This is a genomic window from Streptomyces sp. NPDC020362, from assembly GCF_040642095.1.
Taxonomy (GTDB): Bacteria; Actinomycetota; Actinomycetes; order Streptomycetales; family Streptomycetaceae; genus Streptomyces.
Genome location: NZ_JBFAET010000017.1, coordinates 20,663 through 40,220, shown reverse-complemented (window position 1 = coordinate 40,220; position 19,558 = coordinate 20,663). Strand labels below are relative to the sequence as shown.

Below are 19,558 nucleotides of genomic sequence, written 5' to 3'. Positions count from 1 at the left end.
GAGCCCGATGCCAGACGACCAACTGCGCATCGCGGAAGACCACATGAACGACCAAAGGAACTGCGCATATGAAGTTCTGGCTCGTCGCAGGCGGTGCCGGCTACATCGGCGGACACGTCGTGAAAGCAATGCACGACGCCGGAGAGCACGTGATCGTCGTGGACGATCTCTCCACCGGTGCGAAGTCCAACGTCCCCGACGGAGTTCCCCTTGTCCTCGCCGACATTCGCGATGAACGAGCCTTGGACCAGGTTTTCCGGGAATACGAGGTGGAAGGCGTCGTCAACCTGGTCGCCCGGACACAGGTCGGCGAATCCGTCCAGCTCCCCCTCGCGCACTACCACCAGAACGTCGAGGGATTCCGCGTCCTGCTGTCGGCGATGAACACCGCCGGGGTACGGAAACTCGTGTACTCCTCCAGCGCCTCCGTCTACGGGATGCCGGACGTGGACCTGGTCACCGAGGACACCCCGTGCTCACCGATGAGCCCGTACGGCCAGACCAAGCTGATCGGCGAATGGCTCGGCACGGCGGCCCATCACGCGTACGGCGTGGACGTGATCAACCTGCGCTACTTCAACGTCGCCGGAGCCGCCACCCCGGCCATGGCGGACAAGCGCGTGCTCAACCTCGTCCCCATGGTCTTCGAGAAGCTCACCGCCGGTGAGGCGCCCCAGATCTTCGGCGACGACTACGCCACGCCGGACGGCACCTGCGTGCGCGACTACATCCATGTCGCCGACATCGCCTCCGCACACCTGGCGGCAACCCGCCACCTGCGCGAGCACGACGGCGTCGCACGCACCTTCAACGTCGGCCGGGGCAAGGGCCTGTCGGTGCGCGAGCTGATCGAGGTCATCACCATGGTGACCGGCCACGGCGTCGAGCCGGTCGTGGTCGACCGCCGCCCGGGAGACCCGGCGAAGGTCGTCGCGGACGCCACTCCGATCGAGCAGCACCTGGGCTGGTCCGCCCGCTACAGCGTGACCGACATGGTCTCCTCCGCCTGGGAAGGCTGGTGCCTGCACCACCCCGAGGCACGCAAAACCGCCTGACCTGCGCAGACGCGGTGTCGCAGCCGCCGTCCCGCACCCCTTGGCAGCCCGACCCGGAAACCACGGGAGGCATACGCAAGGGCGGCGTACCTCGACGGGGTGTCGGTGTACGCCGCCCTCGGGCGGGACGAGTCGCGGGAGTGGCCCGCGTCGTCATGACCGTTGTCCCGGGGCGGAGCTCTACAGGCTGCGGGCGGTGATGTCGCCGTACGCGGTGGTCGCGTGGATGTTCAGGCCGACGGTGCCGTCGGTGTTCCTGAGCGCGTTGTGGATCCGGCCGTAGGAGGTGCCGGCGTCCAGAGCGGCGGAGACTCCGCGGGCGGCGCCGACCGTGATCTCGCCGTGCTCGGTGCGCAGCGTGACCGCGCCGCGCACGGCCTCGGTGATGCGCAGGTCGCCCTTCTGGGTGCTGATCTCCGCAGGACCGCCGAGGCGGCCGACCGTGACGTCTCCGGCCTGGACGGCGAGGCGCGCGCTCGCGGTCTCGTCGAGCTCGACCGTGGCCTGCGCACCCTCGAAGGTGACGTCGCCGAGGCGTCCGACGCCCCGGAGTTCGGCACTGGCCGCCTTCGCCCGGACGCGGGAGCCGACGGGCAGCTGGACGGTCACCTCGACGGATCCGGAAGGGCCGAGGATCCGGTTCTTCGCCGCCGGGGCCTCGATCCGCAGGACGCCGTCGCCGTGGACGACCTCGATCTGCTCGGCCGCCTTCACGTCGCGGCTCCTGGAGGCGTTCGCGGGCAGGACCTCGACCGTGGTGTCGGCCCGGTCGGCGGCGATGAACCGGATGCGTCCCGCGGGGATGTCGAGGACGGCCGAGACCGGGGCGGGGGTGTCGAACTTCTGCATCGTGCGCTCCTTCGATCCGCTGTTTCTGATGATGGAAACGCTACGTTGCATTCAAGAATCTGGCAACGAGGTCGTTGCGGATAATCAGCAAAGCTGCAGCTCAAAGCAGAGAAATTGTTGCAATGGCGTTGCGGGTAATGCAACAACGCTCACTCGGTGCGTTGCAATGGATTGCAGGTGAACGCTACCGGACGGCCGCGACGTCCCGGTCGCCCCGGCGCCACCGCACCCCACGCGACGCAAGGAAAGACCCCCATGGCTGCGTCTGCGCAGCTCACAGGGGTCTTCGGGACGGATCCCAGGTGGATCGGTCTTCACCGCGAGCCACCCTCCGGCGCCGCACCTCACCCGGCCGGTCGGGCGTCATACGGACGTGACGGCCTCACTCCTTCTCGTCGCGGTCGGCGGCATCCTCCTCGGCCTGCTTCGCCTGCACCTCCGGGTCCAGCACCGAGGTGCCGCTGCCGTCCACCGCGCTCAGCCGGCCCGACTCGGGCACCTCCGTCGCGGCGGGCGGCTCCACCAGCCAGTCGGGGTTGGCCTGCTTGTCCCACCACTTCCAGGCCGCGAAAGCACCGCCCGCCACCAGGCCCAGCAGCACCAGCACCTTCACGGTGCGGCCGGCCCTGGACCGCCGCTCGTTCCTGCGGGCCAGCTTCTGGATCTCCTGCGCCGAGACATGGCCGCGCAGCGCGGCCAGCGCGGCGGCACTGCGCGTGGCGGCCTCGTCCGCCACCGGAGCCGCCGCGGCCACCGCCTGCTCGATCATCGGACGCGAATACTCGGCGGCCTGCCGGGCGGCCTTGAGGGTACGGGCGGCGGCCTCGTGCGCGGCCAGGTCCACCTTCGGCGGCACGTGCGTGAGGGCCTGCTCCAGACGCGGGGCGAGATAGGCGTCGTACTGCTCGCGGGCCTGCTCAGCGGCCTGCGACACCACGGGTGCCAGCCGTACGCGTGCCTCCTGCGCGTAATACGCGGCACGCTCCTTGGCCGTGTCGGCGTAGGGCGCCACCGCTTCCGCGGCGTGCAGCACGCTGTCCCTCGCCGAGCCGGTCGCGGCGCGCACGCTGTCGATGCGGGTCACGGGTTCCTCCTCCTCGGTGGCGGTACCGTAATTCGACTTTCCACCCTTTTACGGATCATGCCTGCCAACCATCTGCGCGGCATGCGAGGGCGGGCATATGGGTGCAACGGGAACTTCCTCACGACACTCCCACGAAACTCCGCCCTGCGCTCCCTCACCGGGGGAACTCACTCCTGTCGGGCGTCGCCCGTCCTGGGCCGTGCGAGGATCGGTGAGCACACGCGGACAACGGAAGGCGGAACGTGGCCGAGCAGCTCTACGCCACCCTGAAGACCAACCACGGCGACATCGAGATCCGGCTGTTCCCGAACCACGCGCCCAAGACGGTCAGAAACTTCGTCGAACTCGCGCGGGGCGAGCGTGAGTGGACGCACCCGGGTACCGGCGAAGTGAGCTACGGCATGCTCTACAACGGCACGCTCTTCCACCGGGTCATCAGCGGCTTCATGATCCAGGGCGGCGACCCGCTGGGCAACGGCATCGGCGGCCCCGGCTACGAGTTCGAGGACGAGTTCCACCCGGACCTGTCGTTCAACAGGCCGTACCTGCTCGCCATGGCCAACGCCGGGCCGAACACCAACGGCTCGCAGTTCTTCATCACGGTCTCCCCGACGGTGCACCTGAACCGCAAGCACACCATCTTCGGCGAGGTCGCCGACCTGGCCGGCCAGAAGGTCGTGGACGCCATCGCCGCGGTCCCGACCACACTCCCGAACAACCGTCCGGTCAACGACGTCGTCATCGAGACGGTCGTCGTCGAGAAGCGCCAGGGCTGATCCCGGGAACCAAACGCCCCGCTCGTCCGTAAGGAAGAGCGGGGCGGGGTATTGCCGGGGGACCCGCCCACGATCAGCAAGGGGAACTCATGGACCAGGCCGCAGGCAGCGCACAGGGCGCTCGGAGCCTGCCCGTGTGCTACCGGCACCCGGACCGCGAGACCGGTGTGCACTGCACCCGCTGCGAGCGCCCCATCTGCCCCGAGTGCATGGTCAGCGCCTCGGTCGGCTTCCAGTGCCCCGAGTGCGTGCGCGGCGCCTCCGGCACGGGCCACCCCCCGGCCGCCTCCCGCCCCCGCACGGTCGCGGGCGGCACGATGGCGGCGGACCCCCGGCTGGTCACCAAGATCCTCATCGGGATCAACCTGGCCGTCTTCCTGCTGCAGCTCTCCCTGGGCGACCGCTTCACCAACCGCTTCGAGCTCATCGGCCACGCCTACACCTACTACCTCACGGGACCGCAGGGCATCGCTGAGGGCCAGTACTACCGCCTGCTGACCGCGATGTTCCTGCACGGCGGCTACGCCCACATCGCGTTCAACATGCTCAGCCTGTGGTGGATCGGCGGCCCTCTGGAGGCCGCCCTCGGCCGCGCCCGCTACATCGCCCTCTACGTCGTCTCGGGCCTGGCCGGCAGCGCGCTCACCTACCTGATCGCTGCGCCCAACCAGCCCTCGCTGGGCGCCTCCGGGGCGATCTTCGGGCTCTTCGGCGCGACCGCCGTCCTGATGCGCCGGCTCAACTACGACATGCGGCCGATCATCGCGCTGCTGGTGATCAACCTGATCATCACCTTCAGTCCGGGGATGAGCATCGCCTGGGAGGCGCACGTCGGCGGTCTCGTCGCCGGTGTCGTCACCGGCTACGCCATGGTCCACGCCCCGCGCGCGAGGCGGACGGTGATCCAGTACGGCACCTGTGCGCTCGTGCTGGCCGTGGTGGTGGTCCTGACGCTGATCAGGACCACTCAGCTCACCTGATACCGAACCGTTGTCCACAGTGTGTGCCGGATCTTGTGCACACGGTGCGGGCACAGCTGTGCCCCCTGTCGCTCAGATGTGTTTCCGCAGGTCGGACAGGGGGCGAACGGGTGTATGAAGACCGGTAGGGCAGTCACACCGGCGTCAACGGCCGATGAGTTATCCACAGATCGTAGTCTTTTCCCCAGGAGGGGTGTGGACAGTGCTCCAAGCTGTGGATAACTCAGCGAACAGCCGTGGGCAGAGCTGCTGCGGTCGTGGCTACTTCCACTGCGTGGAGACACCGAACCCGGCGGCGATGAAGCCGAAGCCGACCACGATGTTCCAGTTGTCCAGGCTGTCGATCGGCAGCGAGCCGTTGCTCACATAAAAGACGACGATCCAGGCCAGGCCGATCAGGAACATGGCCAGCATGACGGGCGCGACCCAGGCCCGGTTGGTCAGCTTGATGGCCTGCGCCTGCTTCGCGGGCGGCGGCGTGTAGTCGGCCTTCTTGCGGATACGTGACTTCGGCACGAGGGTCTCTCCTGTCGATGCGCTGCGTGGCCGCGCAGGTAACTGGGTCGGTCCGGGGCAGCGTACAAGGGGACGCTGAGTGCTCCCCCGGGCGTCCGTTAGCGTAGTGCTTCCGCGGCGCCGAAGGAGATAAGGGTACGTTGAGCAATTCTGCCGACTCCCCCGGGACGGGATCAACGGGTCCCGGCCCCGAGCGTGGCCCGCGCCTGCGTCCGGTGCGGATCCTCACGGCGGCCGTCTTCGCCCTGGCGGGGCTCATCTTCGTCACCAGCTTCAACACGGCCAAGGGCACGGACATCCGCAAGGACTCCTCGCTGCTGAAGCTGTCCGACCTGATCCAGGAGCGCAGCCGCAAGAACAAGGAGCTCGACGAGTCCAGCGCGGCCCTGCGGGAGAGCGTGGAGTCGCTCGCGCAGAGCGACGGCGGCAGCACCAAGGCCCAGGACCGCAGGCTCACCGGGCTGGAGAAGAGCGCGGGCACCCAGAAGCTCACCGGCAAGGGGATCACCGTCACCCTCAACGACGCCCCGCCGAACGCCACCGCCAAGCTCCCCGGCTACCCGGAGCCGCAGCCCGACTACCTGGTCATCCACCAGCAGGACCTGCAGGCCGTGGTGAACGCCCTGTGGCAGGGCGGTGCCCGGGGCATCAAGGTCATGGACCAGCGGCTGATCTCCACCAGCGCCGTCCGCTGCGTCGGCAACACCCTGATCCTCCAGGGGCGTGTCTACTCGCCGCCGTACAAGATCACCGCGGTCGGGGACCCGGACAGGCTCCAGCAGGCGCTCGCCGCCAGCAAGGCGATCCAGACCTACATGGTCTACGTCAACGTCTACGGCCTCGGCTGGAAAGTCACCGAGGACGGGACGGTGACTCTGCCGGGCTACTCGGGCACAGTGGATCTGCACTACGCGAAGCCCGTGCAGTAGCCGTCCGCTCAGGAGCCGCCGGTGCGCGTGATCGTCAGGACCCTCAGCGAACTGTGCATCACCGTCGGCACCCTGCTCATGCTCTTCGTCGTCTACGTGCTGTTCTGGACCGGCGTGCAGGCCGACGGGGCGATGAACGACCAGATCGACCAGCTGCATGAGCAGTGGTCGAAGGGGAGCGTGCGCCCCTCGGCGGGCGCAGGCGGGGCCTCGGCGGGCGCGCCGAAGCCGGCCGCCTACCACGAGGGCCGGCCCTTCGCGATCATGTACATCCCGCGGCTCGGTTTCACGTGGAACAAGCCGGTGCTGGAGGGCACCGGCACCGACGTGCTGAAGAAGGGCCTCGGCCACTATGCGGCTACGGCCCGCCTCGGCCAGGGGGGCAACTTCGCGGTCGCCGGACACCGGCGTACCTACGGCGACCCCTTCAAGGACTTCCCCCGGCTGCGGCCAGGTGATGCCGTGGTGCTCACGGACGGGAGTACCTGGTTCACGTATCGGATCGACAAAGGGCCCTACAAAACCGTTCCGACCGACGTTGAGGTGATCGACCCTGTGCCACGTAAGTCGGGGTACACGCGTCCGGGCCGGTACCTGACACTGACGACGTGCGATCCGGAATGGGGGCACAGCCACCGGCTGATCGTCTGGGCACACTTGGACTCCACACAGCCTGTGGACACAGGCGAACCGAGGGCTCTGCGCCGTTAGTCTGGTGCTGTACGGCCTGAGTCAGGTGCCGTGGTGGAACGGAAGGGACGGCATGTACGGCTGGATCTGGCGGCATCTGCCGGGCAATGCGTGGCTGAAGGCGCTCATCTCACTCGTCCTGATCCTGACCCTGGTCTACGTCCTGTTCCAGTACGTCTTCCCCTGGGCCGAGCCGCTGCTGCCCTTCAACGATGTGACGGTGGACAACCAGTGAGTGCGCGGATTCTCGTCGTCGACAACTACGACAGCTTCGTCTTCAACCTTGTCCAGTACCTGTACCAGCTGGGTGCCGAGTGCGAGGTGCTGCGCAACGACGAGGTGTCGACGGCCCACGCCCAGGACGGATTCGACGGCGTGCTGCTCTCACCCGGCCCGGGTACGCCGGAGGAGGCGGGCGTGTGTGTGGACATGGTCCGGCACTGCGCCTCGACCGGGGTGCCGGTCTTCGGGGTCTGTCTCGGCATGCAGTCGATGCAGGTGGCGTACGGCGGCGTGGTCGACCGGGCGCCAGAGTTGCTGCACGGCAAGACGTCTCCGGTGGAGCACGAGGGCAGGGGCGTCTTCGCCGGGCTGCCCTCCCCGTTCACGGCGACCCGCTACCACTCGCTGGCCGCCGAGCCGGCCACCGTCCCGGCGGAGCTGGAGGTCACGGCCCGTACGCACGACGGGATCATCATGGGCCTGCGCCACCGTGAACTCCCGGTCGAGGGCGTGCAGTTCCACCCCGAGTCGGTCCTGACCGAGCACGGGCACCGGATGCTGGCCAACTGGCTGGTGGAGTGCGGCGACCAGGGTGCCGTGGCGAGGTCGGCGGGGCTCGCCCCGGTGGTGGGCAGGTCCACGGCGTGACCGCGCTGCGCCCCGAGCGCGAGGACTTGTACGGCGAGGGGCCGTACGAGTCCTACGGCCGTGTGCCGTACGCGAGCGCGGGCGACTCTCCCACGGCGCCGATGGCGACGGTGGGACCGGTGGACGACGAAACGATGGCGCTGCGGATCCCGGATCCGCTGCTGGGTCCCGGGAGCGGGCCCGTACGGGCCTCTGGAGCCCCGTCCGTCTCTTCCGTCGCCGGATCCCCACCGGGTGGTCGTGCGGCCCGCAGAAAGGCGGCCAAGCGGCGTGGTGGCCGTCATGGCGGCCATCGGGAGCAGACGGGTCCGTCCGGCACCTCGCCGGAGTCCGGGCCCGGGCGGCCGCTCTCCCGGGTGGAGGCCCGTCGGCAGGCGCGGCTGCGCAGGCCGAGCCCGGGCGTTGTCGCGAGCCGGGCGATCGGTGAGGTGTTCATCACCACCGGCGTGCTGATGCTGCTGTTCGTCACCTACCAGCTGTGGTGGACGAACGTGCGCGCGCATGCGCAGGCGGGCAGCGAGACCCACCACTTGCAGAGCGACTGGGCCAGCGGCAAGCGCAGCCCGGGAGTGTTCGAGCCGGGGCAGGGCTTCGCCATCCTGCACATCCCCGCGCTGGACGTGGTGGCGCCGATAGCGGAGGGCGTCAGCAACAAGAGGGTGCTCGACAAGGGGATGGTCGGGCACTACGGCGAGGGTGCGCTGAAGACGGCGATGCCGAGCGCAAAGACCGGGAACTTCGGCCTTGCCGCCCACCGGAACACGCACGGTGAGCCGTTCCGGTACATCAACAAGCTCAAGCCCGGTGACGCGGTCGTGGTCGAGACGCAGGACACGTACTACGTGTACAAGGTGACCTCGACGCTGCCGGTGACGGCGCCGTCCAACACCAGTGTGCTGAACCCGATCCCGAGGGGCTCGGGGTTCACCGAACCGGGCCGCTACATCACCCTCACCACGTGTACACCGGAGTTCACCAGCAAGTACCGGCTGATCGTCTGGGGCAAGATGGTCGAGGAACGCCCGCGCAGCAAGGGCAAGCCGGACGCGCTCATCGAGTAGGGGCAAAAGAACAGTGGCAGCGACCGCCGACGACACCGAAGAGCACACGGACTCCTCCGGCGGGCCTGGCGCGGCGCCAGGCGCGCCCGGCCGGCGCCCCGGCCGGATCGCGATGGCCGTCAGTGTCTTCGGTGAACTCCTGATCACGGTGGGCCTGTTGCTCGCCCTGTTCGTCGTCTACTCCCTGTGGTGGACGAACGTCATAGCGGATCGCAAGGCGCACAAGGAGGCCGAGAAGGTGCGTGAGCACTGGGCCCATGCCGCCGACTCGGGTCCCGGTGCGCTGGACACCAAGGACGGCATCGGCTTCCTGCACGTGCCGGCGATGAAGAACGGTGAGGTCCTGGTCGAGAAGGGCACGGGCACAGACGTCCTGAACGACGGTGTGGCCGGGTACTACACGGACCCGGTCAAGGCGGCCCTCCCGATAACGGGCAAGGACGGCAACTTCGCCCTCGCAGCCCACCGCGACGGCCACGGCGCGAAGTTCCACAACATCGACAAGCTGAAGAAGGGCGACCCGATCGTCTTCGAGACGAGGGACGACTGGTACGTCTACAAGGTGTACTCGATCCTCCCCGAGACCTCGAAGTTCAACGTCAAGGTCCTGACCTCGGTCCCCAAGGAGTCCGGCAAGAAGAAGGCGGGCCACTACATCACGTTGACGACGTGCACGCCCGTGTACACGAGCGAGTACCGCTATGTGGTGTGGGGCGAGCTGGTCCGGGTGCAGAAGGTGGACAGCAAGCGGACGCCGCCGAAGGAACTGGCCGACTGACCCGGGTCCTCCAGGGACCTCTGACCTCTGGCATGCCGAAGGCCCGAAGCCGCAACTCCTCTTGCAGCTTCGGGCCTCCTCACGCGCGCCGGGCCGTGCCTGCTCCAGGACCCTCAGCGGCTCGCCGGCGCTCCACTCCTCCAGCAGCCCGCGATGTACGGCAGTACATCCCCGCCTCGGCGGCGATGTACTGCTCGAACGTGCGGCCGTTCATGGCGTCCATGACTCCGACGGCGGGACGGTCGTCCCGCGTCCCTTCGAGCCTCGGCAACCGGGCGTGGTGCTGGTGGAGCCGTCGCTCGATGCGCTGAGGCACTGTCGCTGCTGCCGGATGGGATCCAGCGGTCCAGCACGCTGTTGCGCAGGGTCGTCGATTCCCACAGCGCCGATTCGTTGATCACGTTCTGCCCCTTCGGCTCGTCGTGGTCGTCTCACCGGGGCAGAAACTCGATGCTCCACCCCGCCGGATCAACGAGGCGTGTCATATGACGACATGATCGGCAGCGGTACTGCAGTGCGATCTCGGCGCGAAGTTCCAACGAGTGGGCCCCTGCCGGGAAGTCCCGGCAGGGGCCCACTCGTAGGTGTACGCGTCAGCCGGCGCCGCCGAGGAAGCCGCCGCCGCCGTTGTTCCCGTTGCCGTTCTGGTCGACGGTGATCAGGTTGACCGAGGAACCCTTCTGGACCGTGCTGCCCTGAAGCGGGTTCGACGTCAGGACGACGGCGTTGTCGTCCTGCGAGCCCTGGATGTCGCCGACCTGCAGGCCGGCCTGCTGCAGCAGGTTCTTGGCGTCCTTGAGCTTCTGCCCCTGGATGTTCGGGACCTGGACCGGGCCGTTGTCCTGCGCCTTGCCGACGTTGATCGTCACGGCGGTGTTCTTGACGACCTGCTCGCCCGCCTGCGGGTTGGTCGAGATGACCTTGCCGTCCTGGTTGGGGTCGTTGGTCGGCGTGTCGGCGCAGTTCGGCGCCAGGCCCATACCCTGCAGCTCGGCCTTGGCGTCGTCGCAGGACTTGCCTACGAGGTCGCCGGGGATGGTGACCTTCTCCGCGGCCTTGGCGACCGTGAGGGTGATCGTGGTGCCCTTCTGCCTGCTCGTGCCGCCCGGGGGGTCCTGGGCGATGACGACGCCCGGTGTCCGGTCCGACACCTCGGTCTTCTTGTCGACCTCGAAGCCCTTGTCCTTGAGCTGGCTCTGGGCGTCGGCGAACTGGATCCCCTGGACATCCGGCACGGTGACCTTCGGGGCCCCCGTCGACACCACCAGGTTGATCGCGTCGCCCTTCTTCACGTCCGCGCCCGCCTTGGGGTCCTGGGAGCAGACGTTGCCCTTGGTCTGGGCCTCACAGGACTTGTGGGTGATCTGGCCGAGTTTCAGGTCCGAGTTCCGGGCCATCTCCTTGGCGGTTCCGTAGCTGTTGCCGACGAAGTTGGGGGCCTTGAGGCCCTCGTTGTTGTTCTTCCCGTCGAACGCGTACTTCCCGATCAGGATCGCGCCGATCAGGACCAGGAGGCCGGCGACGACGAGCAGGATGGTGGAGGTGTTGTTCTTCTTCTGCTGGCGGCGCCGGTCGGGACGGTCGTCGTAGCCGTCGTCGGGGTTCATCGGCGGGAGCATGGTCGTCGCTCCGGCGCCGGCGTCCGGTCGCAGGGCCGTGGTCGGCTGGTCGTCGGGGTAGCCGCCGTAGCCCACGGCACCCATCGCGGCCGTCGCCGCGACCGGCTGGCCGTCGAGGCAGGCCTCGATGTCGGCGCGCATCTCGTCGGCCGACTGGTAGCGGTAGTTCGGGTCCTTGACCAGCGCCTTCAGGACGATCGCGTCCATTTCGGGGGTGATCTCGGGGTCGAAGACGCTGGGCGCCTGCGGTTCCTCGCGTACGTGCTGGTAGGCCACGGCGACCGGGGAGTCGCCGACGAACGGCGGCCGTACCGTCAGCAGCTCATACAGGAGGCAGCCCGTCGAATACAGGTCCGAGCGGGCGTCGACCTGCTCGCCCTTGGCCTGCTCCGGGGAGAGGTACTGGGCCGTACCGATCACCGCGGCCGTCTGCGTCATGGTCATGCCGGAGTCGCCCATGGCCCGGGCGATGCCGAAGTCCATGACCTTGACCTGACCGTTGCGGGTCAGCATGACGTTGGCCGGCTTGATGTCGCGGTGGACGATGCCGCTGCGGTGGGCGTACTCCAGGCCCTGGAGGATGCCGATGGTCATCTCCATGGCGCGCTCGGGCAGGAGCTTGCGCCCGGAGTGAAGAAGCTCACGGAGCGTGGAGCCGTCGACGTACTCCATCACGATGTACGGGATCGAGACCCCGTCGATGTAGTCCTCGCCCGTGTCGTAGACCGCGACGATGGCGGGATGGTTGAGCGAGGCGGCCGACTGGGCCTCCCGGCGGAAGCGGGCCTGGAAGGACGGATCACGCGCGAGGTCAGCGCGCAGCGTCTTCACCGCCACGGTGCGGCCGAGCCGGGTGTCATGCGCGAGGTAGACCTCCGCCATGCCACCACGGCCGAGCACCTGGCCCAGCTCGTACCGGCCGCCGAGGCGACGCGGCTCTTCCATAGCTACCTACCAGCCCTCTCCGTCGGTCCCGGCCGCCGCATGCGTGCGGCCGGAGGCTGCCGTCCGGGCCTACCGTACCCGGCTCGCTGTGTGTGACCTGGCCAAGCCCGTAACCCGATACAGGACCGGTATCGCAACGTGCAGCGATGTGAAGGGGACGTGTGCAGGGTCACTTCTTGGACTTGATGACCGCCTCCATGACGTTCTTCGCGATCGGCGCGGCCAGGCCGCCGCCGGAGATGTCGTCGCGGTTCGCGCTCTCGTCCTCGATGACCACGGCCACGGCGACCGGCGAGCTGCCGTCGCTGAGCTTGGCGTAGGAGATGAACCACGCGTACGGGTTCGCGTTGTTCGCCACACCGTGCTGGGCGGTACCGGTCTTGCCACCGACCGTGACGCCGCCGCCGATCTGTGCCTTGGTGCCGGTGCCCTTCTCGACGACGGTCTGCATCATCTGCTGCAGGATCTGCGCGTTCTTCGGGGACAGGGGCCGGCTCATCTCCTTCGGCTCGGTCTTGGCGACCGGGTCGAGGTTGGAGGACTGCAGTTCGTCGACCATGTACGGCTTCATCAGCTTGCCGTCGTTGGCGACGGCCGAGGCGATCATGGCCATCTGGAGCGGGGTGGCCGCGGTGTTGTACTGGCCGATGGAGGACAGCGCGGTCTGCGACTGGTTCATGTGGTCGGAGAACACCGAGGCGTTCGAGCGGACCGGGGTGAACTGCTCGGAGTCGAATCCGAACTTCTTCGCCTCGGCCAGCATCTTGTCGTTGCCCAGGTCGGCGCCGATCTTGCCGAAGACGCTGTTGCAGGAGATCCGGAGCGCCTCTTCCATGCTGACGTTCTTGCAGGCGATGTTGCCCTCGTTCTTCAGCGGGGTCGTGGTGCCCGGCATGATCCAGGGCAGCGGCGACCTCGTGGGCGAGGTGGCGTCCGTGTACAGCCCGTTCTCCAGCGCGGCCGCGGCTGTGACCACCTTGAACGTGGAGCCCGGCGGGTAGGTCTCGCGCAGCGCCCGGTTCAGCATCGGGTCGGCCGGGTTGTTCTTCTTCTGCAGTCCGTTCCAGGCCTTGGCGTCACTGTCGGAGTAGCCCGCGAAGGATGAGGGGTCGTACGACGGGTAGGAGGCCAGCGCCAGGATCTTGCCGGTGGAGGGCTCCAGGGCGACGACCGCGCCCTTGCCGCCCTGCCGGGACAGCCCGGTGTACGCCGCCTTCTGCGCGGCCGCGTTCAGCGTGGTGACGACGTTGCCGCCCTGCTTCGGCTTGCCGGTGACCATGTCGAGGGTGTTCCGGAAGAAGAGCCGGTCGTCGTTGCCGGTGAGGATGCCGTCGTCGACGCCCTCGAGGAAGCTGCCCTGGAAGGCCTGGGAGGAGTAGCCGGTGACCGGGGCCCACATGGGCCCGTTCTTGTACGTGCGCTTGTACTTGAAGTCGCCGTGCTTGATCTCGGCCGAGCCGGTTATGGGGTCGCCGTCGACGACGATGTCGCCCCGCGGATGCGCGTACCGCTCGATGATCACGCGGCGGTTGTCCGGATCGGCGCGCAGTTTGTCGGCCTGGACGTACTGAAGCCAGTTGTCACGGATCAACAGCGCCAGGACGAGAAGTCCGCAGAAGATCGCGATTCGGCGCAGTGGCTTGTTCACATCCGGCCTTTCCACAAGCTAACAGGTGCGCCTGTTGCTTCAGTCTCTCGGTGCCGATGGTGCTGGCGCTCATCCTTGGCCGCCCACAGTCTAGAGGCAGCGGCTGTGTGTCCCGGGCGGGGCCGTCCACACCGACTGATCAGTAGACGCGTCGGAGGTGCGGTGGGTTCCGGAAACCGCGGACGGCTTCCGGCTCCGGCAGATGCCGGTTCCGGAAGCCGTCCGTCAGTGATGCGCCGAGGAGCCGTTCAGCACTTCGGCGGGTTGCCGCTGGCCACGTGGAAGTAGTAGTCGGAGGTGTAGCCCCAGACGTTCTTGCTGGAGTTGACGTCCTTCACGTACCACCAGAGGTTGTCGCCGTAGACGCCCTCGCCCCGGACCCAGCACTTCACCGCGGCGCCGTCCTCCTTGTAGGCGTGGTCCACGACCGCCATGTCGGTGCTCGGGCCCTTGCGGATCTTGACGTCGTCCGTGTTCCAGCCGCCCCCGTACAGGCCGGCGGCCTGCGCGCTCGCCGCGCTGGTCATCGTGAACAGTGCGGCGCCGAGCGCGGCGGCCGCGCCCACCGCGACGCGCTTGCCGCGCGTACCCATGCGAAGCATGAGATCCCCCAATGTGTTGGTCGTCCCGTCCCGTGGTCGCGGGACGGGGGTGGTCGTCCGTCACTCTAGTGGGGGACCCGAGGTGGAACGATCTTGACGGGGGTGATCAGCATCACCCGACGGGACCGCCGCTGCCGGGGCGGACCACCTGGGTCATCTCGGCGTCGGGGTTCGTGGCGGGGGTGGGCGCCGGGCGGCGGGCGGTGTCGCTGATGCGGATGAGGATGCCGATCAGCGCCCAGTTGGCGAGCACGGACGAACCGCCGTACGCGACGAACGGCAACGTCATACCGGTCAGCGGGATGAGGCCCATCACACCGCCGGCCACGACGAAGACCTGGAGGGCGAAGGCGCCGGACAGGCCGACGGCGAGCAGCTTGCCGAACGGGTCGCGGGCGGCAAGGGCGGTGCGCACGCCGCGCTCCACGATCAGGCCGTAGATCAGCAGGATCGCCATGATGCCCGCGAGGCCCAGCTCCTCGCCGAAGGTGGCGAGGACGAAGTCGGAGTTGGCGGCGAACTTGATCAGGTCCGAGTGGCCCTGGCCGAGCCCGGTGCCGAGGGTGCCGCCGGAGCCGAAGGCCCACAGGGCCTGTTGCAGCTGGTCGGAGTGGAGGATGCCGTCGTGAGTGACCTGGCGGCTGAGCGTGTACTCGCGCATCGGGTTCAACCAGGCGTTCACACGCGTCTGGATGTGCGGCTCGAAGCTCGCCACGCCGACGGCACCGGCCGCGGACATCAGCAGACCGAAGACGATCCAGCTGGTCCGCTCGGTGGCGACGTACAGCATGATCACGAACATGCCGAAGAACAGCAGCGAGGTACCGAGGTCGGTCTCGAAGACCAGGATGAGGATCGAGATCGCCCAGACGACCAGGATGGGGCCGAGGTCGCGGCCGCGCGGCAGGTAGAGGCCCATGAAGCGGCGGCTGGCCAGGGCCAGCGCGTCGCGCTTCACCATCAGGTAGCCGGCGAAGAAGATCGCGAGGACGATCTTCGCGAACTCACCGGGCTGGAGGGAACCCAGGCCCGGGACCCTGATCCAGATCTTGGCGCCGTAGATGTTGGCCCCGAGGCCGGGCACCAGCGGCAGGATGAGCAGGACCAGGGCGCCGAACATCGAGATGTACGTGTAGCGCTGCAGGACGCGGTGGTCCTTGAGGAAGATCAGCACGGCCACGAACATGGCGATGCCCAGTGCGGTGTACAGCAGCTGGCGGGGCGCGGCCGGGGCGAAGGCGCGCAGCGACTGGAGGAGCTTCGACTGGTCGAGGCGCCAGATGATGACGAGCCCGAGTCCGTTGAGCAGGGTGGCCAGCGGCAGCAGCAGCGGGTCGGCGTACGGCGCGAACTTCCGCACGGCGAGATGGGCGACGCCCGCCAGCAGGCCGAGGCCGAGGCCGTAGCTCAGCAGCCCCGCGGGCACCTGGTCGTTGATGGCCAGGCCCACGTTGGCGTAGGCGAACACCGGGATGGCCACGGCGAAGATCAGCAGGGCCAGCTCGGTGTTCCGGCGGCTGGGGGCGCCGATCGCGCCGATCGTGGACGTGTGGTGCGTCGAGTTCGAAGTACTGCTCATCGTGTGACGGGGCCTCTCACGGCTTGCTTACTGCTTGCCGCACTGATCGACGACCTTCTGCTCATCCTCGGAGAGGCTCGGGCCGGGGTGGGGAGTGGCGCTCGCGGACGGGGTCGGGGGCTTGGAGGCGGGAGACGACTTGGAGGCCGACGGGTTCGGCGTCGGTGATGCCTTGGACGTGAAGGAGGAACGGGTGGTTCCCGTGGTGCCTCCCGCCTCGCCCTGGCCCGTCTTGACGTTCTTCTCGCTCTCGGCCGCCGTGCGCTCCGCCTGCTTCCGGCACGCGGAGGCCTGTACCGACAGTGCCTCGATCTTCGTCTGGGCCTGCTGCAGACCACCCGCCGCGATCGTGTTCTTGACCTGCTTCTGCTGGTAGGGCGGCAGGTACTTGAGTTCGATCTCGGGGTGGTCCTTCTCCACCTTCGACAGCGACACCCAGGCCAGGTCCTGGCTGATGCCGCGGTACAGCGCGACGTGCTCGTCGCTGGCGCCGACGTAGTACTGCGTCTGCGTCCAGCGGTATCCGCCGTACAGGCCGCCGCCGACGACTGCGAGGGCGAGGGCGCCGTACAGCGTTCCCTTCAGCCACCTGCGGCCCTTGCGCGGCTTGACGAAGTCCTCGTCGGTGTAGTCGCCGAAGCTGCCCGCGGGCACATAGCCGGTCGTGTCGCCGGAGCCGGGCGGACCGAACTCGCCGCCGCCCTGCCGGTGGCCCTTGCGGCCGAGGTGGGAGGCGCGTCCGGCCGGGGTCTGCATGATCCCGTTGTCGTGCAGATGGTGCTGGTTCTCGGCGACGGCGCCGACCACGACCGGGGTGTCCGACAGCTGCCCGGCGAGGGTGTCACCGGTGTCCAGGTCGAGGACGTCGGCGACGATCACGGTGATGTTGTCGGGGCCGCCCCCGCGCAGGGCGAGCTGGATCAGCTCCTGCACGGTCTCCTGAGGGCCCTGGTAGCTGGCGAGGGCCTCCTCCATCGTCTGGTGGGAGACGACGCCGGAGAGGCCGTCGGAGCAGATCAGATAGCGGTCGCCGGCCCGGACCTCGCGGATCGACAGGTCGGGCTCGACGTGGTCGCCGCTGCCGAGGGCGCGCATCAGCAGGGAGCGCTGCGGGTGGGTGGTCGCCTCTTCCTCGGTGATGCGGCCTTCGTCGACGAGCCGCTGCACCCAGGTGTGGTCCTGGGTGATCTGGGTCAGCACCCCGTCGCGCAGCAGATAGGCACGGGAGTCGCCCACGTGCACGAGGCCGAGCCGCTGGCCGGTCCACAGCAGGGCGGTGAGGGTCGTCCCCATGCCCTCCAGCTGGGGGTCCTCCTCGACCATGGAGCGCAGCTGGTCGTTGGCGCGCTGCACGGCGGTGCTGAGGGAGGTGAGGATGTCGGAGCCGGGCACGTCGTCGTCGAGCGTGACCAGGGTGGAGATGACCTCGGAGGAGGCGACCTCGCCGGCCGCCTGGCCGCCCATGCCGTCGGCGATCGCGAGCAGACGCGGACCGGCGTAACCGGAGTCCTCGTTGCCCTCCCGGATCATGCCTTTGTGCGATCCGGCGGCGAAGCGCAGGGACAGACTCATACGCACCTCACCCGTCGGCTCCGGGTACAGCCGGTCGTGTCGAGCCACACTGCCCACCCTCCGGTCGGGAGCGCGCCGGAGACCGGGGTGCGGCCTGCCGCTGCGTGCTCGCTCCGCTCGCTCATTGTCGTACTACTTCCGCAGCTCGATGACGGTTTTGCCGATGCGGATCGGCGCGCCCAGCGGGATCGGTGTGGGGGTCGTCAGCCGGGAACGGTCCAGGTAGGTGCCGTTGGTGGAGCCGAGATCCTCGACGATCCACTGGCCGTCGCGGTCCGGGTAGATCCTGGCATGGCGGCTGGAGGCGTAGTCGTCGTCCAGCACGATCGTGGAGTCGTGTGCCCGGCCCAGGGTGACGGTCTGGCCCTGCAGCGCGACGGTGGTACCGGTGAGTGTGCCTTCGGTCACGACCAGCTTGCTGGGGGCGTTGCGGCCGCGCCGGCCGCCGCCGCCCTGCTGGCCGCGCTGCTGCGGCGGCGCGGCCTGCTGCCGGGCCGCCTGCTGCTGCGGGCGCGCGGCTTCCCTACGCGATCCGCGCTGGGTGACACGCGTACCGAACAGGTCGCTCCGGATGACCTGTACGGCCACGATCACGAACAGCCACAGTACGGCCAGGAAACCCAGCCGCATGACCGTGAGGGTCAGCTCTGACATTGCCCCCGCTTCACCCTTCGGCTTGCCGGTAAATGATGGTGCTGCTGCCCACGACGATCCGCGAGCCGTCGCGGAGCGTAGCGCGAGTGGTGTGTTGCCCGTCCACCACGATGCCGTTGGTGGAGCCGAGATCCTGGATCGTCGAGGGCGTTCCGGTCCGGATCTCGCAGTGCCGGCGCGAGACGCCGGGATCGTCGATCCGCACGTCGGCGTCGGTGCTGCGGCCCAGCACCAGCGTCGGACGGGAGATCTGGTGGCGGGTGCCGTTGATCTCGATCCAGTAGCGGGTGCGCCCGCCGCTCGCCGGGCCGGCCGCGGGCCGCTGACCGGCGGGCTGGGGGTGGCCGTAGCCACCGGGGCGGGCGCCGGGGGGCGGCGCCGAGGGCATCGGGGGCGCTCCGGCGGGAGCGGCCGGCGGGTAGCCATAACCGCCCGGGGCGCCCTGGCCGGGCCGGCCTGCCGGGGGCGCCGGAGCGGCGCCCTGCTGGTCGGCCGAGGAGGCGAGGGTGCGCGAGCGCACCCGGTACAGGCCGGTGTCGAGGTCGTCCGCCTTCTCCAGGTTGACCTTGATCGGGCCCATGAAGGTGTAGCGCTGCTGCTTGGCGTAGTCGCGCACCATGCCGGCCAGCTCGTCGCCGAGCTGCCCGGAGTAGGGGCTGAGGCGCTCGAAGTCCGGCGTGCTCAGCTCCACGATGAAGTCGTTGGGAACCACGGTCCGGTCGCGGTTCCAGATGGTCGCGTTGTTGTCGCACTCCCGCTGGAGCGCACCGGCGATCTCCACCGGCTGGACCTCGGACTTGAAGACCTTGGCGAAGGTGCCGTTGACCAGACCTTCGAGACGCTGCTCGAACTTCTTCAGGACTCCCATGGGGCACCTCCTCCATCGCTGCCGCTGTGTCTTGCCCTGCTCGGTGCTGCTGTCCTGCCAGGTACTGCTTACTGATCGTATCTACGCGCCCGGCAATCAGCCGGTTCCCCCAGCGGCTCCCCTTCGAACTCTTCCCGGCATGGATCGTAGAGGCGGTCGAGGACCAGTGTCCCGCACCCGGCTGTGGACCCGGTCCGCCTCCTGGGCAGATCCCCTGGACCGGTACGAGGTTGATACGTGACCAGGCATGCGCTGAGACAGGAGCGGGTACGGGCAGGGGCCCCGGGCCAGGGAAAGGGATGTGAACCCACCCCGTACGACGTGCTAATGTTCTGGATGTCGGAAGGGGCCAGCCCGCAAGGGAAGAACCGGAAGACACACCCAATGCGCGGGTGGCGGAATAGGCAGACGCGCTGGATTCAGGTTCCAGTGCCCGCAAGGGCGTGGGGGTTCAACTCCCCCCTCGCGCACGCAGAGAAACCG

General features: G+C 68.5%; 19 protein-coding genes and 1 tRNA gene. 10 read left to right on the top strand and 10 right to left on the bottom strand.

The annotated features are described in order from the left end of the window. The first annotated feature begins 68 nt into the window (after positions 1 to 68). Positions 69 to 1,055, top strand: coding sequence for a UDP-glucose 4-epimerase GalE (gene galE / locus AB0H32_RS10150; protein ID WP_361117186.1), 987 nt, complete (start codon positions 69 to 71; stop codon positions 1,053 to 1,055). Positions 1,056 to 1,235: 180 nt separating this feature from the next. On the opposite strand, the gene AB0H32_RS10145 is transcribed toward galE, so the two are convergent. Continuing rightward, positions 1,236 to 1,904 (bottom strand): DUF4097 family beta strand repeat-containing protein, encoded by a 669-nt coding sequence (locus tag AB0H32_RS10145; protein WP_361117183.1) that lies wholly within the window; start codon positions 1,902 to 1,904, stop codon positions 1,236 to 1,238. Positions 1,905 to 2,286: 382 nt separating this feature from the next. Beyond that, a complete protein-coding gene (locus AB0H32_RS10140) occupies positions 2,287 to 2,988 on the bottom strand; it encodes a DUF5324 family protein (protein WP_361117181.1) in 702 nt (233 codons plus the stop codon). A 242-nt stretch (positions 2,989 to 3,230) separates the two neighbouring features. Between AB0H32_RS10140 and AB0H32_RS10135 the strand changes: the two genes are divergently transcribed. Both AB0H32_RS10135 and AB0H32_RS10130 read left to right on the top strand, forming a co-directional pair. After that, complete coding sequence (locus tag AB0H32_RS10135) at positions 3,231 to 3,764, top strand: peptidylprolyl isomerase (protein ID WP_361117178.1); 534 nt, start codon at positions 3,231 to 3,233, stop codon at positions 3,762 to 3,764. Between the two features lie 89 nt (positions 3,765 to 3,853). Next, on the top strand, positions 3,854 to 4,744 hold the full coding sequence (locus AB0H32_RS10130; RefSeq protein WP_361117175.1) for a rhomboid family intramembrane serine protease: 891 nt from the start codon (positions 3,854 to 3,856) through the stop codon (positions 4,742 to 4,744). 261 nt (positions 4,745 to 5,005) lie between these two features. On the opposite strand, the gene crgA is transcribed toward AB0H32_RS10130, so the two are convergent. Continuing rightward, on the bottom strand, positions 5,006 to 5,260 hold the full coding sequence (crgA, locus tag AB0H32_RS10125) for a cell division protein CrgA (RefSeq protein ID WP_067299185.1): 255 nt from the start codon (positions 5,258 to 5,260) through the stop codon (positions 5,006 to 5,008). Positions 5,261 to 5,400: 140 nt separating this feature from the next. Here crgA and AB0H32_RS10120 point away from each other — a divergent pair, with 140 nt between their 5' ends. Genes AB0H32_RS10120 through AB0H32_RS10095 form a run of 6 tightly spaced genes read left to right on the top strand, consistent with a single transcriptional unit; the run spans position 5,401 to position 9,588 of the window. Then, positions 5,401 to 6,189 carry a DUF881 domain-containing protein gene (locus AB0H32_RS10120; protein WP_361117171.1) on the top strand — a complete coding sequence of 263 codons (789 nt, stop codon included), beginning with the start codon at positions 5,401 to 5,403 and terminating at the stop codon, positions 6,187 to 6,189. Between the two features lie 21 nt (positions 6,190 to 6,210). Beyond that, positions 6,211 to 6,900, top strand: coding sequence for a class E sortase (locus AB0H32_RS10115; protein WP_361117168.1), 690 nt, complete (start codon positions 6,211 to 6,213; stop codon positions 6,898 to 6,900). Between the two features lie 52 nt (positions 6,901 to 6,952). Then, the gene (locus AB0H32_RS10110) at positions 6,953 to 7,114 is read left to right on the top strand and encodes a hypothetical protein (protein ID WP_361117165.1); all 162 of its coding nucleotides are present in this window, start codon (positions 6,953 to 6,955) and stop codon (positions 7,112 to 7,114) included. Continuing rightward, a complete protein-coding gene (locus AB0H32_RS10105; protein WP_361117162.1) occupies positions 7,111 to 7,749 on the top strand; it encodes an aminodeoxychorismate/anthranilate synthase component II in 639 nt (212 codons plus the stop codon). Before AB0H32_RS10110 ends, AB0H32_RS10105 begins: the two co-directional genes overlap by 4 nt. Further along, positions 7,746 to 8,810: a class E sortase gene (locus tag AB0H32_RS10100; protein WP_361117159.1), complete on the top strand. Its 1,065-nt coding sequence runs from the start codon at positions 7,746 to 7,748 to the stop codon at positions 8,808 to 8,810. The genes AB0H32_RS10105 and AB0H32_RS10100 overlap by 4 nt, the downstream gene beginning before the upstream one ends. A 13-nt stretch (positions 8,811 to 8,823) precedes the next feature. Continuing rightward, positions 8,824 to 9,588 carry a class E sortase gene (locus tag AB0H32_RS10095; protein WP_361117156.1) on the top strand — a complete coding sequence of 255 codons (765 nt, stop codon included), beginning with the start codon at positions 8,824 to 8,826 and terminating at the stop codon, positions 9,586 to 9,588. A 593-nt stretch (positions 9,589 to 10,181) separates the two neighbouring features. Here AB0H32_RS10095 and pknB read toward each other — a convergent pair. The 7 genes from pknB to AB0H32_RS10060 all read right to left on the bottom strand — a co-directional run bounded on the left by pknB (position 10,182) and on the right by AB0H32_RS10060 (position 19,075). After that, positions 10,182 to 12,152, bottom strand: a complete 1,971-nt coding sequence (gene pknB / locus AB0H32_RS10090) for a Stk1 family PASTA domain-containing Ser/Thr kinase (RefSeq protein WP_361117153.1) — start codon at positions 12,150 to 12,152, stop codon at positions 10,182 to 10,184. 169 nt (positions 12,153 to 12,321) lie between these two features. Beyond that, positions 12,322 to 13,800, bottom strand: coding sequence for a penicillin-binding transpeptidase domain-containing protein (locus tag AB0H32_RS10085; RefSeq protein WP_361117150.1), 1,479 nt, complete (start codon positions 13,798 to 13,800; stop codon positions 12,322 to 12,324). A 248-nt stretch (positions 13,801 to 14,048) separates the two neighbouring features. Further along, positions 14,049 to 14,393: a hypothetical protein gene (locus tag AB0H32_RS10080; protein WP_361117147.1), complete on the bottom strand. Its 345-nt coding sequence runs from the start codon at positions 14,391 to 14,393 to the stop codon at positions 14,049 to 14,051. Positions 14,394 to 14,514: 121 nt separating this feature from the next. After that, positions 14,515 to 15,981: an FtsW/RodA/SpoVE family cell cycle protein gene (locus AB0H32_RS10075; RefSeq protein WP_361117145.1), complete on the bottom strand. Its 1,467-nt coding sequence runs from the start codon at positions 15,979 to 15,981 to the stop codon at positions 14,515 to 14,517. Between the two features lie 27 nt (positions 15,982 to 16,008). Then, positions 16,009 to 17,553: a Stp1/IreP family PP2C-type Ser/Thr phosphatase gene (locus AB0H32_RS10070; protein WP_361117301.1), complete on the bottom strand. Its 1,545-nt coding sequence runs from the start codon at positions 17,551 to 17,553 to the stop codon at positions 16,009 to 16,011. 132 nt (positions 17,554 to 17,685) lie between these two features. Further along, positions 17,686 to 18,207, bottom strand: coding sequence for an FHA domain-containing protein (locus AB0H32_RS10065; protein WP_361117142.1), 522 nt, complete (start codon positions 18,205 to 18,207; stop codon positions 17,686 to 17,688). A 10-nt stretch (positions 18,208 to 18,217) separates the two neighbouring features. Continuing rightward, positions 18,218 to 19,075 carry a DUF3662 and FHA domain-containing protein gene (locus tag AB0H32_RS10060; RefSeq protein ID WP_361117139.1) on the bottom strand — a complete coding sequence of 286 codons (858 nt, stop codon included), beginning with the start codon at positions 19,073 to 19,075 and terminating at the stop codon, positions 18,218 to 18,220. A 386-nt stretch (positions 19,076 to 19,461) separates the two neighbouring features. Between AB0H32_RS10060 and AB0H32_RS10055 the strand changes: the two genes are divergently transcribed. After that, positions 19,462 to 19,545 (top strand) — tRNA-Leu (locus tag AB0H32_RS10055). Positions 19,546 to 19,558 lie beyond the last annotated feature (13 nt).